10 protein-coding genes are annotated in these 15,567 nt (G+C 40.8%); 2 read left to right on the forward strand and 8 right to left on the reverse strand.

Annotated elements, in window-relative coordinates; all coding sequences use genetic code 11:
• Nucleotides 1–80 precede the first annotated feature (80 nt).
• Complete coding sequence (locus tag EHO60_RS16070; protein WP_135769220.1) at nt 81–1,598, forward strand: glycosyltransferase family 39 protein; 1,518 nt, start codon at nt 81–83, stop codon at nt 1,596–1,598.
• A gap of 726 nt (nt 1,599–2,324) precedes the next feature.
• Here the strand turns inward: EHO60_RS16070 and EHO60_RS16075 are convergent.
• Both EHO60_RS16075 and EHO60_RS16080 read right to left on the reverse strand, forming a co-directional pair.
• On the reverse strand, nt 2,325–2,627 hold the full coding sequence (locus EHO60_RS16075) for an RNA recognition motif domain-containing protein (RefSeq protein WP_135769221.1): 303 nt from the start codon (nt 2,625–2,627) through the stop codon (nt 2,325–2,327).
• Nucleotides 2,628–2,894: 267 nt separating this feature from the next.
• Nucleotides 2,895–3,686, reverse strand: coding sequence for a sterol desaturase family protein (locus EHO60_RS16080; protein WP_135769222.1), 792 nt, complete (start codon nt 3,684–3,686; stop codon nt 2,895–2,897).
• Nucleotides 3,687–3,732: 46 nt separating this feature from the next.
• On the opposite strand from EHO60_RS16080, the gene EHO60_RS16085 reads away from it, so the two are divergent.
• Nucleotides 3,733–4,521 carry a hypothetical protein gene (locus tag EHO60_RS16085; RefSeq protein WP_135769223.1) on the forward strand — a complete coding sequence of 263 codons (789 nt, stop codon included), beginning with the start codon at nt 3,733–3,735 and terminating at the stop codon, nt 4,519–4,521.
• Here EHO60_RS16085 and EHO60_RS16090 read toward each other — a convergent pair.
• The 6 genes from EHO60_RS16090 to EHO60_RS16115 form a co-directional block, all read right to left on the reverse strand.
• Nucleotides 4,510–7,263 carry a phospholipase D-like domain-containing anti-phage protein gene (locus tag EHO60_RS16090; RefSeq protein ID WP_135769224.1) on the reverse strand — a complete coding sequence of 918 codons (2,754 nt, stop codon included), beginning with the start codon at nt 7,261–7,263 and terminating at the stop codon, nt 4,510–4,512. The genes EHO60_RS16085 and EHO60_RS16090 overlap by 12 nt on opposite strands.
• Entirely contained in the window at nt 7,260–10,286 is a 3,027-nt protein-coding gene (locus EHO60_RS16095) for an anti-phage-associated DUF1156 domain-containing protein (RefSeq protein ID WP_135769225.1), read from the reverse strand. The genes EHO60_RS16090 and EHO60_RS16095 overlap by 4 nt, the downstream gene beginning before the upstream one ends.
• The gene (locus EHO60_RS16100) at nt 10,283–10,981 is read right to left on the reverse strand and encodes a Fic family protein (RefSeq protein ID WP_246028359.1); all 699 of its coding nucleotides are present in this window, start codon (nt 10,979–10,981) and stop codon (nt 10,283–10,285) included. Before EHO60_RS16100 ends, EHO60_RS16095 begins: the two co-directional genes overlap by 4 nt.
• Nucleotides 10,981–11,355: a Fic/DOC family N-terminal domain-containing protein gene (locus EHO60_RS16105; RefSeq protein ID WP_167880248.1), complete on the reverse strand. Its 375-nt coding sequence runs from the start codon at nt 11,353–11,355 to the stop codon at nt 10,981–10,983. Before EHO60_RS16105 ends, EHO60_RS16100 begins: the two co-directional genes overlap by 1 nt.
• 89 nt (nt 11,356–11,444) lie before the next feature.
• A complete protein-coding gene (locus tag EHO60_RS16110) occupies nt 11,445–12,026 on the reverse strand; it encodes a DUF3780 domain-containing protein (protein WP_246028356.1) in 582 nt (193 codons plus the stop codon).
• The gene (locus EHO60_RS16115; protein ID WP_135769228.1) at nt 12,023–15,127 is read right to left on the reverse strand and encodes a DUF499 domain-containing protein; all 3,105 of its coding nucleotides are present in this window, start codon (nt 15,125–15,127) and stop codon (nt 12,023–12,025) included. The genes EHO60_RS16110 and EHO60_RS16115 overlap by 4 nt, the downstream gene beginning before the upstream one ends.
• Nucleotides 15,128–15,567: the final 440 nt, after the last annotated feature.

Below are 15,567 nucleotides of genomic sequence, written 5' to 3' on the forward strand. Positions count from 1 at the left end.
AATGAAGAATAGATGACAAGAAATGTCATATTTAGTCGAATTTCGCTTTCCGAGCGCTCCGATTCTTCGTAAAAGAAGTCATGGTGCGATCGCTTTCCTTTTCAAAACACGAGCTTTTCCTTCCCGGAATTTTATCCTTTCTTTACTTCGCTATCCAGTATGGGGCGAATGCGTTTCACGGTTACGGCTATTTCGTCGACGAACTTTATTATCTCTCCTGTGCCTCTCGACCGGATACAGGATACATAGATCATCCGCCTTTTTCGATCCTATTGTTGAAACTGATCATCGAACTGTTCGGAGATTCTCTCGCCGCGATCCGCCTCCTTCCTGCTGCTGCAGGAGCGGGAACGGTGTTCCTTACGGGCGCCATCGCGCGAAGATTCGGAGGAGGAAACTTTGCGGTCCTTCTCTCCATCTTTGCAGTCATAGGATCGCCCGTACTTCTCGTTCTCTTCGGGTTTTATTCCATGAACAGCTTGGAAGTACTGCTTTGGAATGGAATCGTTCTTACAGTGATCATTCTCCTTCAGGACAGAAAGCCGAAGCTATGGATCCTGGTAGGCGTTTTGGCCGGAATCGGAATGGAGAACAAACACACGTTTGCGGTTTTTGTCATCGTTCTCCTTGCCGCAATTCTTCTCACCTTACAATTCCGTCAATTTCTGAGTCCTTATCTTTGGCTCGGAGGTTTGATCGCTTTTGCGATTCTAACCCCGAACTTATTCTGGGAGATCCGTCACGATTGGGTTTCGTTGGAATTTTATCGGAATGCAACCGTACTGAAAAATTTACCGGCGTCTCCCGTTCGAGTGATCGTCGATCAAATTCTTTCCGAAAATCCAGGATCGGTTTTTCTCTGGTTAGCGGGAATTTTTTTCTTTTTCAGACAACCGAAGGAAACCGGGCTCCGAATCTTCGGTTGGATCTTTGTGATCTTACTCGGCTTTCTGATCCTGGCGAAGTCCAGTAGGCCGGACAGAATCGCCGCCGCCTATCCGGTGTTATTCGCAGGAGGGGCGTGTTTGCTTGAGAAACTTAAAGGACGCTGGATCATGCCTGCCGCTCTGACTACAGTGGTTGTTACGGGAATCGCATTTCTTCCCGCGGGTCTTCCCGTGCTTCCTCCCGGAATCCTTTCCGATTATGCCTCGGCCATCGGCGTGATTCCTCAGATCGAAAAAGGGAAAGCGGCAGCTCTTCCCCAATGGTTCGGAGACCGTTTCGATTGGGAAAAACTATACGAGTCTGTTCAGAATTCATACGATGCGCTTCCTCCCGATCTGCGTAAGGAGACGGTCGTTCTAGGAAGATACTATGGCCATGCCGGTGCGATCGAGCATTTCGGTCGAGGTTCGATTCCGGTAATTAGCGGTCATAATAGTTACTATTTGTGGGGAAACGGAAAAGGAAAAGACAAGGCGATCCTTGCTGTCGGTTTTCAGCGAGAGGAGCTCGAAACCGTTTTCAGGGACGTCAAAGAGGTCGGAAAATACTCGAGGCGCTTTACCAACGAGAAGGACGTTCCGATTTATCTGTGCCAAGGGTTCGAGATCGGAATCGAAGATTTTTGGAAGAAGATTCGGTTTTTCGTGTAGGAGTTCCTGCGGAGTTTGGGGGCCCCCACCCTAATCTTTGGGTGGTGGTGGAGGGCCCGTGGGAGAAGGTCGGCGAACCTATATCATAAAATTACATTATTTTCAAGTAAAACTCAATGTTCTTTCGGAATTGTGATTACCTCAGCCTTCAAACCAGTACTGGGAACCCTCCCAGAAAACGAGAAATGGAGAAATGCGGCTGGAAGGAAAATCGACGCTCTATGTTGGAACTTATCATGTCGGAACAGACAGTTATACGAAGGACGAATGCGACAAGAGACTTATATAAATAAGAGTTATATTCGTAGAGATTCTAAATTTACTGGAAGAATCGCAGGTGAAATCATTTATAAATATTAAAAGGATTCTTCCTCTTTCGTAGAAGGAGACTCTTCTTCCGGGTTAACGTTCTTTTTTTCTTCGTTCCGTATTTTTCGTCTCTCTATCTTTTCCTGTCTAATTTCCTTTTTCTTTATTTCCCGTTGCCTTTTCATAAAAGACAAATCTCCCTTTTTCGCCATATAAAATTCCTATTTACTAAAAACTCGATTATCGCTTTTGATACAGCGTGATTTAAAGAAAAACGAATGAAGCTAGCTAGCTATCGCTTTTAACCTCATAAAAGAAGATATGGATAACTTGTTAGCGAGTATTGTCAGGAACCACCCGTTCCCAAGTAACATATAGGGTCCTGGTGGTTGAAAAGGGCTGTAAACTGCTGCGTGTCTACCAGCGATTCCGGTTGAATTTTTTATTATTCCCTCTGTTGCGATCGGATTTGGATCGATCCTCCGCAACCGAGACAACAATATTACGTCCATCGACATCTTTTCCATTGAGTTCCGCTAGCGCAGCTTGGGCAGAATCCAGATCGGAAAAGGTAACAAAACCGAATCCTCTAGATCTACCAGTTTCGCGGTCAATTACCACATTCGCTTCTTGGACTGCGCCATGAACTTCAAATACTTGGCGTAGGGTTTGATCAGTAGTCGACCAACTGAGGCCGCCGACAAATAATTTTGATGACATGAATTTTATCCTCGTTCCACACAGATTTGAATCGATCATCCGTAGGATTTTAATTTAGATCATTACGGGCCATGCGGTTAAAACAGAACGAGTAAAGAACTTAAGTATACCAAAAAATTCAAAGGGTTACATTGCAAGAACATTTTCTCGCGAAGGTAAAAAGTTATAGGGGATGGATGAGATCAGGCCTAACCTCTCATTCCGCTATACTTCAGATTGACCCAATTCAATCAGAACGCGATTGATGATTCACAATTATTATTTCTACTATTCCTTAGGAGGTATTTCTTTTCCCTCTCCTCTGGTCGGGACCTTTCCGAAGGATTCCTCATAATCAGGGGATAAGGTTCGAAAGATACAGTCCCAAACCAGCGTGTAAAACCCGAAATTGTACGATACCCAAATATGGTGTTGCGCATGAAAGGAACTCGTGGTAAAAAAACGGAGAATCGGAATCTTAAGCCAAGACTTCGGAAAGGGCTCTACTCCGAGATGCCCTAAAGTGCCAAATACAACGTTCAAGACCAAATAAACACTCATTCCGATCCAAGAAGAATCATATAGACAAAGTACGAGAAGCCAAAGAGCACCAAACCCCAAAGCCTCGAACGGATTCAGAACGAATAAGGTTAGAGGGCGAGGATTCTCATAGTTATGATGGGTTTTATGCACAAGCGGATAAACCCAAGAAATGTGGGCGATCCTATGCAGAGCATACATCAATGCATCCATTACGAAAAAAAGAAAGACGACATCCAAGAAGGCGTAAAGCCCCCAATCTGTCCGGAAGCGAATCAGCCCGATCCGCCAAAGCCAAAGTCCAGAAAGAGTAACCAAGGTATTAAGCAGAAGAGTGGAAACCGCAAACAAGATCTCTTTAGATTCGATTTGAGGAGGATTCGGAACAACGCGGCGATCCCGGTAATACTTCGTTAGCAGATGGCCAATATATACTGAACCGGAAAAGATCAGAAGATTTTCCATCAAAAAGAGTAAGGCAGCCCAAGAGTAGGGAACCTCCTGTAGGAATAGAATTGCTTCCTTTCCAAATTCATTCATAAGCCGATAAAATTAAAGAAACCCCACCTTGCATCGTTCACGGTAAATGCGAAACAAGAGTCTATTCTGGAAAGTAGACGGGAAACGAACTCAGCCGGAGAAAGGCCCCTGGGCGACGTTCGCTAATCAAATTTATGCGAGTATAAAAAATAACCCACATACACTTTTTCGACAAATCGGCAAAAGACCTGTCCGTTTTATGCTTTCTCAGTGGGGCGAAGCTGCCCAAAGGATCATTCCCGAATTCAATTCATATGTACAAGAAGAAGAAAATACTCCAATAAAAGAACGAAAGTGCATCCCGTCCTCTCTAAATTTATGCATTCCCCCTTATTTCAGAGTCAATGTAAAAACGATTTATCATGAAATTTCAAAGAATACAAGGAGGAAACAGTTACTTTCCAGAAACTCACGGCAATCGCCGATTGGTTATCTCTTTTCATTTGAATTAAAGATAAATTTACATTTCGGAAATCTAAGAGAAGTATTCTTTCAAGCCATATCCAATTTTTCTTGGGCAAACGAAGGTTACTTAGCTGCGGTAAATTTCCAGAAAGACCCAGACTTGATGAATGAATTAGCAAAGATTAGCAAAACCTTTGGGATCGGGATCTTGGGGTTAGATCCATCCAAACCTGAAGAAAGCGAGACCTTATTCCAATCAAATCCCAAGTCCGAACTGGATTTCGATACAATCTATCGAATTGCCGAAGATAACGGAAATTTTAAGGATCTTCTAAGAAATATCGTAGAGAATGTGAAGTTTGGCAAGGTTAAGAGCGAGTATGATAGGAGGAGTGACGGGAATCCACGACATTCCTCTTTACCAACCTGACGACAGCGTTGATAGTCTTTCTGCATTATTCAAGACAGAAAAACATTTCTCCCAAGATTGTTCATGAAATGAAGCACTATTATTGTATTTTAACTCAAATGGATGTTTTTCATAATCCTGAATAATTCGACTTTTTGCAAGTTCTATCTCTCCCAAAGCAACATCCACCCAAACATCTTCAAGAGTATCCGGAATTTGCCCAAACAAATCCCCGATTTTTTCGAGCCTTTCCGACAAAGCTGAATGTACAGTGTCTTCTACAGATCCTTTGTATCTCATATTATAAATATAAACAGTATTATATCTCTGACCAATTCGTTGAATTCTACCTTTTCTTTGTTCTAATTTTGTCGGATTCCATGGTAAATCTAAATTTATCAATGTTCCTAGCGACTGTAGATTCAGCCCTTCCGATGCTGCATCTGTTCCTACTAAAATTTTAATTTCCTGGTTTTTAACCATTTTCTTGATCTTCTCTCGATCAACCGGAATATAATTACCTGCTTTGAGAATTGCAGATTTATTGGAACCACTATACAAGCCTATTACTTGCTCTGAAATAAATCCAGACAATTGCTCGGCAATCCATTTCGCACTTGAATAATATCCAGAAAATATAATACATCCGCGTTCTAACCATGGACCAGTATTCTCGATACCATGAATTAATAACTCCTTAATTTTGAGGAATTTTGGATCTAGTTGATTGTCCAATTCAAGTGAATTAATGATGATATTCAATTGATCTGCCTCTTCACTTAGAGCCGGTTCTTCAATCAAATCCTCATCCTCTTGCTCAAAGAAAAGATCTGGATCATCCTCAAGTCCGCCATGCAACAACTTTTTCGCCGTTAATTTTCCAGCAAGCATGGAACTTCCGATCCTTCTCAAGATTAGCGTTTCTAAAAACCCACTCCCTTTTTTTTTATTTCTTAATAATTTACAGTATTCAATTGCAGCATCATAAGCCACCTGTTGAGTAGAATTCAATAATATAGCATCTTCGTCACGCTCTCCGAATAGCTGTACATTTACCCTATCCAATATTGGCCGCTTTGTTTCAGGATCAATCTGCTCTTCAAGATACTTTCTTTGCCTTTGAATAATCCTGCGTAAGAATGGGTTATGGTTTAAAAAAAAAGTCTTCCGAAGGTCGCGCAATTTCGCTTTGTCTGGTGGTGGCAGTTTTTCTAAATCATCTTGACGAGCGGCAATTGCAGTATCCGCCAATGATAAAGAATTACGAATAGCTCGGAAATCACGCCCTCCTATCTCCGTCGTCTCCTCCGCTGGAGGCAAAGGGTTCCTCAGCCATTGCCAGAATTCATTTTCATTAATTCCTTTCAGCGGATGAAACATTGCATTTAGGGCTTGAGACGGATTCATCCAGGGGCTATATCGGTCCCCTAATACCATTTCGCTTCCTGTATTCAGCACTTTCAATAAGTCCCAAGCTTCTATCGGATGCAACTGGACAGGGGTTGCGGTTGCGAGGAGCAAAGTTTTGGTTTTGGGAGCCAACTCTATCAAGAAACGATAAAGGCGATTAGGGTCTTCTACATCAGAAACATCTAAATTATCTGCCGCAGGTATATTTTTTCGTCGCGCACGGTGGGCTTCATCCAGAATCACACACTCATATTTTTGATGGAGTAAATGTTTTACAGATTCACTATTTCGATTAATTAAACCTTGAGAAATGATTCCAATTTTCCTCGGACATTTCAAGATTCCGGATGGACCAAACTTAGGATGCTCAACATTTCGTTCATCCACCCAGGCATTTCCATTCCAAATGGCCGATGGAACCTCGAGCAAATCCAGGAATTCCATTTGCCATTGTAATAATAAAGTCTTCGGTGCGATAATTAAAATAGGAAGTTCACCATATAATGCGATTAACTGAGCAGCCATCGCAAGTTGTAGGGTTTTTCCTAAACCAACCTGATCGGCCAGAACGTATCTAGCTCCTCCGTATTTATTATGATCTTCAAATACTTTATTTACAAAATACTTTTGGTGAGACCAGAGACCATTCTGTTTTCGATAGACAGGACTTTCTATGATAGGACTGGCTGGATCAAGATCCTTCTTCCATTCCTCCTTTGAAATAATCTGTCTTTTTGAATTCCTAAGAATATCCTCGATAATATCACGTGTCAGATAAAACGATTTGGGGTCATTCCATAAAGAGTCAAATTCCTCTTGGATCCAGAGAATGCCTTCTTCCGATTCATCCTCCCAAAGCAACTCGTAGTTTAGCTTCCAGCCATGAATAGACTCATTTGCACTTCCGAGGAAAGAAGTTTTGGATCCATCACGATATGTAATCACACCAGCCTTCCCGTGAATTAGGCCGAACCTCTCCTCTGGCAAAATCTTTACTTCCAGCTTTTTTGTTTCAAGGAAATGATAGAGTCGCTCTAATCGATTTGGCGGAATCGACTGATTTTCAATTTCTTCTCCACACCATTCCAACCAAAGTTGATCTTTGAACGATTTGTCCAAAAGAGATCCATCTGCATCCACGATATTTTGGAGAGACACATGCGAATTACAGATCATTCTCGATTTCTGGATCGATTCTAGAGACTCTCCGGCAACTTCCAATATTGAAGGACTAAAATAACCTGCAATCCTATCGTACGTTACGGCATGACGGAGTTTTTCATTTAGAAAACTTTCCCCTAAATTTTGTTTTTCTCCCCGTAGCCTGCGAGACGAAAACCTTTTGATACTCATCCTTGGTTCGTCTCCAAAAGCCCGGCAATTGTACCGGCTATTTCTCCCTCTTTTTGCCAATGACTTAGGGTATGCCCAAATCGTTCTAAATAACGAAGTATTCGAATTAGCCTATGTCTTTGCTTTTGGAAATCCTCCACTTCGGTCTGTAAATAAACACGCCCTTGTGCTCCAGAATCAGCTTCCAGAGCAGAATAGATACTATAAACAGCTTGCCTAGTCAGACTAATACCAAACCCTCCTCCTCCTCCTAAAATCTTATCTCCGAATTCCTTAGGCGTTTTTGGACGGGCCTCATTTGCCCTCAAGCTTTGCATGACGGTTTCATAATCTCTTACTCCCAATCCTCGAGCAAGTTCCTGGTAACTTCCTGCCTTACTTTCTCCCTTGGATTCCAAATCCAAAGCTTTTAAGTAATATCTTTCCATACCTGAAAAATCCGTCCAAATCGATTTGTCTAAGCCATCTGGAATTAAATAGCTTGAAGCTACATTCCTTGCGTTTTCAATCACGGTTTCTAAAGGGCTTTTGTCAGTTTTGCTACGGGTTCTAGCAAGCTCGCGATCCACTTCGATATCGCCTAATACTCGATACGAGGTTAAGATACGAAGTGCAGCAGCGTATGCAGCGAGTTGGTAATCCGTGTCGCTGAAATTCGGCTCTTCCTTGTCTTCGATCTTATGCATAGAGTCGACTTGTCTTTTGACCTCATCTTCAATTTGGGGAATGAGTTCGTCCAAAAATGCGGTATCATTCGATAGGTTCTTTCTTAAAATCAATAGTACTGTACCTTGTACGTAATTTCCTACCTTTAGAGCTGAAGTAGTCTCCGTTGCAATGGTCCAGGCCGCGGTCACACGAAGACCACTTGCCCAAAGAATTAAGGCGAGGTCCGCCCAAACTCCCGCGTCCTGGTGAGTAAACATAACTACTTGCAATCCGTTATCCGGCATATGTTTAGCAAGATTTGAGTATGCCTCCACCATTGATCGTCGAAAATCCTCGTTTTGGCCCTTAATGGCCAAAGAACGCTTGGAATCGGTGTACCAATCTGGAAATAGTTTTGGAATATGCTTTTCATACCAAGCGAGGAAGAATTCCGACAACTCATGATAATTCACTGCATCTGCATAAGGCGGATCGGTGATCCAAATGTCAGAATTAAATATTTTTTTTTCTTTAGAGTCGGTAGTTAAAACGTTACTATTTCGAGAGACATAGGAATTTATTTCAAATTTCCAAGTCGTGGTTAACGATTTTACTGTTCTAGTAACATAATTGTAAAATGTATTTAGTGCTTGATTAACAAATGTTGGACTTCCCTTTTCATTAGCAAAACTAGGGTCCCACTTTGATAATTTTGAGTTCCAGTCAGCCATTTTGTTTATTCCTAGTAACTGAGAGGTTCTTATTAGATCCCCCTTAACTATCGAATTTAATGATGCTTTAAAGAAAAGACCCTGAGCCAATAGCTGTCTCGGATTAAACAAATGGTGCCAATGAGTCCAACCTCTTGTTCGAATCGGCTCATCGGTTTTCGGTCCCGATTCGATTTTTCGAGAAGGTATATATCCTCTATCCTGCCACTCGGCAAATTTTTCCTGAAGGAGTTGGATGACCTTTTCTTCTCTTTTTAGATCGGAGGAACTAGGGGCGGTATAATAGCGGTAGCTTTCCGTCTCTTCTTCGATTGGGAGGTACGCCTCTTCCGTTTCGAAGAGGTTTTGCTGTGGAGATGGATTCAGATCTTCTTTTCTTTTTTTGCCGGGAACCACATACCGGATACAATATAATCTCTCTTGAAATACGTCGTCAGCCCTGGGTATAAAATCTCCTTTCTCCCAAGGACGAAGCCCACCTTTATTCTCCCTTCGGATCAAGCTCATAGGAATTTTATTTGGATTTTCAGAATGGACTACATATCCATTCGCAACTGTTCCTTTTTTCGCAGCTTGTATCTCTGCATTCGTGGCCCCCATTTTGATTTCGATTTCGTATCTTTTCGCTTTTTTGTCTGGTTTTAGAATTGCGACCGTTTTCGTCTTTTCTCCGATCACCCAACTTGGAGCTAACGGGACCTTCCAACCTGTTTCCGGATCAATTACCTCCACACAATAAAGGTACGCATCTGCTCTATGCCCTTCTTTGTTATGTTCGATTTTCCATTCCGTAACTTGACGATCGACCGCCTCATAAATTTCTTCTTGCGCCGTCCTGACTTCTTTCGCAACTTCAGGGCCTCCTCCAACAATATGGATTGCCGCCCAAGTCAACAAAGTAGCGACCGGATTCAAATCACTAGCATATACGTCGCATCCAATTCTCGCAGCTTCAAAAGGGATCGACCCACCACCACAGAAAGCATCCCCGACTTTCGGTCTATGCCCGAACCTCCTGGCTCCCAGTTCCTCAACAAGCTCTTGTAGATTTTTGGCTTTCGTCCCGAGATATTGATTAATCTCTGTCCAGGTAGTTTTGTCCGGACCGGGTATATTTTCCGGCCTAAGAGTATAATTTAACTTTTCATCATAGTATAATGACTGAAAGGCGAGTTTTTCCAAGGCGGCTTTGACTTGCGGGTCAGTCTTTTTTACCCAGCTAAATTTTCTATTTTTCTCAGTTATATAAATAGAAAGTGATGCTCTCAAATCGTGCATTAGCTGAGGTAGAACTTCATAGTATTGTAAAAATTTCTTTACACGAACTTCATGAGCCTCTTCGGTGAGGATTCTCCAAATATCCTCGACTCGGATATTCTTCTTGGCTCCTTGCTTTCTTTGCCAAAGCCCTTCTTCGTCCATGGTCAGAATTTTCAGGAAAATCTCTCTGTCCTTTTCCGGCTGGTTCGAAGCAGGCAAAAGTAATCCAAGAATGGTAGCTCTTACAAGTATTAATGGCTTTCTTCCCCACCATTTCCCTAACCCTGTCAAGGTCTGGCTATAATTAGCCATTCTCTCCTTATATGATTCCTTTGAAATTTTAGAGACGGGAAACTGTGTTTCTATAAAGGTAAGATCACTCACTTACTCAAGACTCCCAAAAGACGATGATTTAAATAAAAATGATATTTTCCGGATATAAGATCATGTAGAATTCTTGCTTCTCTTAATTCCGTAAGATATTTTGTCGCAGTAGTATAATGCACATTCAATAACTCTCCTAACTTAACCGGAGCAATCACTGGGTGACTAAAAATTGTCTCCAGCATATTACTTCTAGCAATATTCGGAAACCTATCTTTAAATATTTCTTTTAGTTCTAAAAACAAAGACAGAATATCGAATAGCACCTTTATCGTTTCCAATGCTTGGGAGAGAAAAGCCTCCAACATGAATTGAATAGACGGTACCCAACCTACCTGGAAAGAGATTTTATTTAGAAATTTATAATATGTTTCTCGATGCCTATTAATACACCCCCTAATATATAATTTTGGTAAATTCAGGATCCCTAGCTGGATCAATTGTAATACGATGAGAATTCGACCTGTCCTACCATTCCCATCGGGAAAAGGGTGAATGGCTTCAAATTGATAATGAACCAAGCCTGCACAAACTAATGGATCCAATCGTATAGATTCATCATGAATGAATTTTTCCAAATTACTAATTAAATCAGGAATTTCTCGAGCTTCAGGAGGAGTATAGATGATCTCCCCAGTAACTTGATTGATAATTCGATTTTGCGTTTTCCGGATTCCTATATTCTTACTGACCATCAATCTTTGCTGGATACCTTGTATAATTCTCCAAGAAAGCGGAGTCGTCCGCATAGCTTCGTACCCCAAAGAATCGCATGCCGATAACGAATAACTTCTTTATCTTCCAATCTTTGCTCTGCTTCTGGAAACAGAGTCTGCTGCAATACATCTTCTAGTGTGGTATGGATACTTTCAATCTCCGAGCTTGCTAGAGATTCCTTGATGATCACTGGAGATAAAAGGAGAAGACGATTTGGTAGCAATTCTGCGTAACCCTTCAATTCACCTAAAGCCGCACGGAATTCCGGCAATACTGAATAGATTTCTGGAACGGAAAATTCTATTTCAGGAGGAAGAGATGATAGGCTGATAGGCGAAAAAGGCTTATGCACGAGAGACTCATATATTAGATTTTTTGGCTTTTACTAGTATATACTCTCAAATATATGGGTCAATCTGATATATAAAACTACTCATTTATTTAGTCATCTTCGTAATTTATTGGATTTTCTGTAAGGGCAAACCGGACTGCCTTTCTCCAACCTCGATTTCGGTGCTTCACAGCTTGCCCGGTGGCAGCGGAGGTCATTGTATATAACCACCAACGCTCCTCAGGTTTCAAGCCTTGCCAATTCTTAATGGCAACGGGAATTAGACCAGGATCTGCACTCTCAATCGCCCAACAAAGAAGAATCAGTTCTTTTCCAAATAGTCTAGGTAGAATATTGTAACCTTCTGAGAATTTAGATGTCTTGAGGCCTGCTCGCTTGAGACGTTGATTGAATTCGAATTCAAAAACTTCCTGGATTTCTGACCAAATTTCTCGCCTCAGTACCACTCTCATTTCCGGGTCTTCCGACTTCTTCAAGTATTCAATCTTAATCTTTTCAGGGTGATCGAAAATTTCAAAATGCTCACTAATGTAAATATAAGGAGAAATATCGTATCCTAAATTTACCAAGAAGTGATGAGAGGACTCCTCCGGAACGACTCCGAAAGAAATTGATTCGTTTTTATCAGTTTCATTATTCTGATTTTTCGTTTTTCTTTTGCGAGAAATCACTGTTTGATTTCATCAGCACTATAGTCCAAATGCAAATCTTTTACAAAAAATTCAAAACTCTCTCCGGAATTGAAATTCAGATTCCCAACAGATAGAACTACTTGAGAATTTTCAAGATGGATTAATCGTATGTAATCTTCGACAATTCCCTCCAATGCCTCTGCCTTTAGAGTGATTTCTTCACCTAAGCTAAGATCAGCAAAACGTTCTTGACTTTTTCTTTCATGAACGTATAATCGAATTTTTGACGCGGTAGCCTCCGCTTTCTTCAGATCTGATAAAAAAGTAAATACTTGCTCCGTACTATTTAAAGAATGTCCTTTAGTCCAAGTCAAGGGATCTTTCGGTCGAATATATGCCCTTGCGTCTTCTCCTGGCTCCACATCGAAAGAAAGTAATTTATCGGATTCGACACCATCTTTCTCTGCCCAGGCCAAAATTCTAGATTTTTTAGTTACAGGGAAAGGCTCGACATATTCCCCACCTAACTCTCTAGGATCAGAGCCATCAGTTGTATATCTAATTGGTAAATTCGGAATAGATTTCAGCTCTACAATCGTCGTTCCATTCTGATTTCGGAGATCGTATTTTAGCTTTATCTTATTCCTCCATATAACTACTGAGCCCGCCGGACTCTTACCGGAAGAATCTATACATAAAAAGCGAACGGACAGCTCGGCAGTTCTAAATTCGTTAATATTTGCGATCTGATGTGACGCAGTCGTCGGATCTCCATGATAATCATAATAGATTTTATCTCCATTCAAAGGCTGTAAACGCAAAGTCACCTCTCCTGTGAAATCATCTCTTTGGATCTCGCTCCATGTAACGGAGGTTTCAGGAGGTGGAAACGGTCCTTTATTTATAAATTTGCCATTTTCTCGCCATATCCCTTGACGAAGCATTTTATCCTTTAACACATCTAATGCATTTGCATAATGCCATTGCCATTCGGAGAGCATAGCGGCACGCTTCTTTATTTCTGACCATTCAATCTCTTGGGATCCCCCAAACAATCTTGCCTCGCACTTATTCTTAAAGGTTATAGATTCGGTACCGGGTTGTTCGATGAATTTTTGTTTTTCTATCAAAGTCTTGCGAATTTGCTCCTCTGCTTTAAATAAATTCGCCTCAAAAATCATAGAGATATCAGTCTCATATAATCTATCTTTCGTCGGATAAGCCAATCGCGTGAACGTTTCGCGAGTAGCACTATAGAAATTATTTCGATAAGTATCTAAGAGTTTTTTTGCTTCTACAAACTGCAAATCGGACTCAGGGATTTTTTCAGATTGCAATTCTTTAATCACTTGTGTGGCAGCTTTTATATTACGAGCAGAACGATTTAAAGCTTCCATCCCCGATCTTTCCCCGGTAAGAAACAAAACACGATTTTTAAAGGTCTGGTTTTCGTAAAAATTAGTTTGTTCTTCATTACTTGGAACAACTTCATTCGGACGATTAATGATCAGAGTTACCGTATCATGAGAAATATGCAAATTTAAATACCCATCAAAAATGCTCACTTTTTGATAAATATCTTTCTTTTCCGGTTCAAATATTTCCTTCAATTGATTTTGAATTTCCCTACCGGTTGTTCCTGCATCATATGATTGGGTAAGAGTATTGATTTTTGCGACTATATTTTGAGTTTCTCGAAAAACATACTTCCCTTCACGATCATTATGTAAATACCAGCAATTACTCCGAATGGATGGTAATATATTCTGGTTCAAATCAGAAATCAAACGACCAGGTGCAACTAGAGCCATAACTAGTTCAGATTCGGATAATCCCTTAATTCCATTCGGGACCATAGCTAAAGAAGAAAAATATATCACTTTGACGGCTGACTGATGGATCTCATTCGAATCCTTTCTATCTTTGTCTAAAGTCTCAGCAATTGCATTTCCTCCAGAAGCAATATCGTGACTTATGGCATTTACTAAAGTCGGATTAATCTCGCTGATCACATTATACGTCGCCTGATCATTGAAATCAAAGTGTTGAGGACCAAGTAAGTAAATATTCTCGCCGGTATAATGTTCCGAGAAAACGAAGGCAACCTGAGCACGGATTAAACGAATCAATCCTCGAGTTTGCTGAAATCCAGGATTATCCCTGAATCTAGCATAAATATCTTTTACAGAAGGATGGAATGGATAGGTTTCCTTTATGTGCTTTTCAAATTCAACTGGAGAAGTAATCGTTAACTCCATGGCTTTCGCTTTTTGTACTTCCTTACCGAATACCTGCGTAATTTCTTGTATCTCATCTTGATTTGGAACTTGGTCGAATAATTTTTTTCTTAAAATGGAGTAAATCTCATCCGAATTTAATTTTACAGGAGAGAGGGGAATAGACGTTCTATTAGTCTCATTCTCAAGATTCCTCAACGCATCAGAAATTCTGCCGCTCCCTCCTTGATAGGTAGCAGTCAAATCAGAGATAATAATCAGTACATTTGAAAGTTCTTTCTTTGTAACAGCAATGAATAGGTTCGAAAGCGCAGTTGTTGTAACCACACCCAAATCCGAGTTTCCAACTTTCTGACTAGCCGCATTTTCCAAATATGGAGGCAGCTCATCTAATAAAATCACAATCGGCTCATCACTCTGCAATAGCCTGATCCAAGCAGTTTCCCCTGGTGCCTTGAATATGGGATTATAATAGTCTTTAAATTCTTCGAGTTTACCAAGCTGTCTTGCTAACTCTCCCCATATCCCATAGGGTATATCACTTTCTCGCCCTGAAAATGAAAGTACGCGAACCGGTTGTTTATTCTTAATAGTTAGCTTTGGGCTCAGAACTTCTCTACATTTTGGATACTTTGCAAGCAGCCCAACAACAACCATGTTATGCGTCTTCCCGCCACCCATGGCTTGAGTAAGCTTCACAACCGCGGTTTCCGATTTTCGCTCAAACCTATCAAAGGCAATTCGAATCAAAGTCTCCATGCCCTGCGTTATATAATTCTCTGAGAAAAACTCTTCCGGATCAATTTTACCGTTCACTAAGTCAGTTAAATTTAGTGCATAGCTTCGATTTGTATCTGTAATAATATTCTTCTTTATTTTGCAAAGTTCTTGTATTGTCTTCATTTAATCTTATACGGCCTTCGAGATTCCAATTTCAAATTAGAAAATTCAATGTATAGGTCCATTCACTATACAAATCATAAATTTGACATAATTTGCATCAATTCAAATCTTCCATTTGAAAATATATCGAGTTAAGCATACTCTCGGGATGGGACAAATTTAACAACGATTGGAAACAAAATCACGGAAATCTATTAAAAGAAACCTTTTACTTAGCATTCGGTCAGTAGAAAATGCTCGTATAACTTGTCTAGGACCTAGCCTTATAAGTAGCGGAAATAACCAGGGTGTCATGGTGTCCCTTCAATGACAGACTGCTATCCAAAAGCGAAAGTCTTGAGCAGCTTAAATCCCTTCCTCCCTTCAAAACAAAAAAGCCGAAGATTTCTCTTCGGCTTTTGTTGCGTTCTTAGAAACAGTATAACTGCGAATTGATTGTT

This window comes from Leptospira fletcheri (assembly GCF_004769195.1).
Lineage (GTDB): Bacteria > Spirochaetota > Leptospiria > Leptospirales > Leptospiraceae > Leptospira_B > Leptospira_B fletcheri.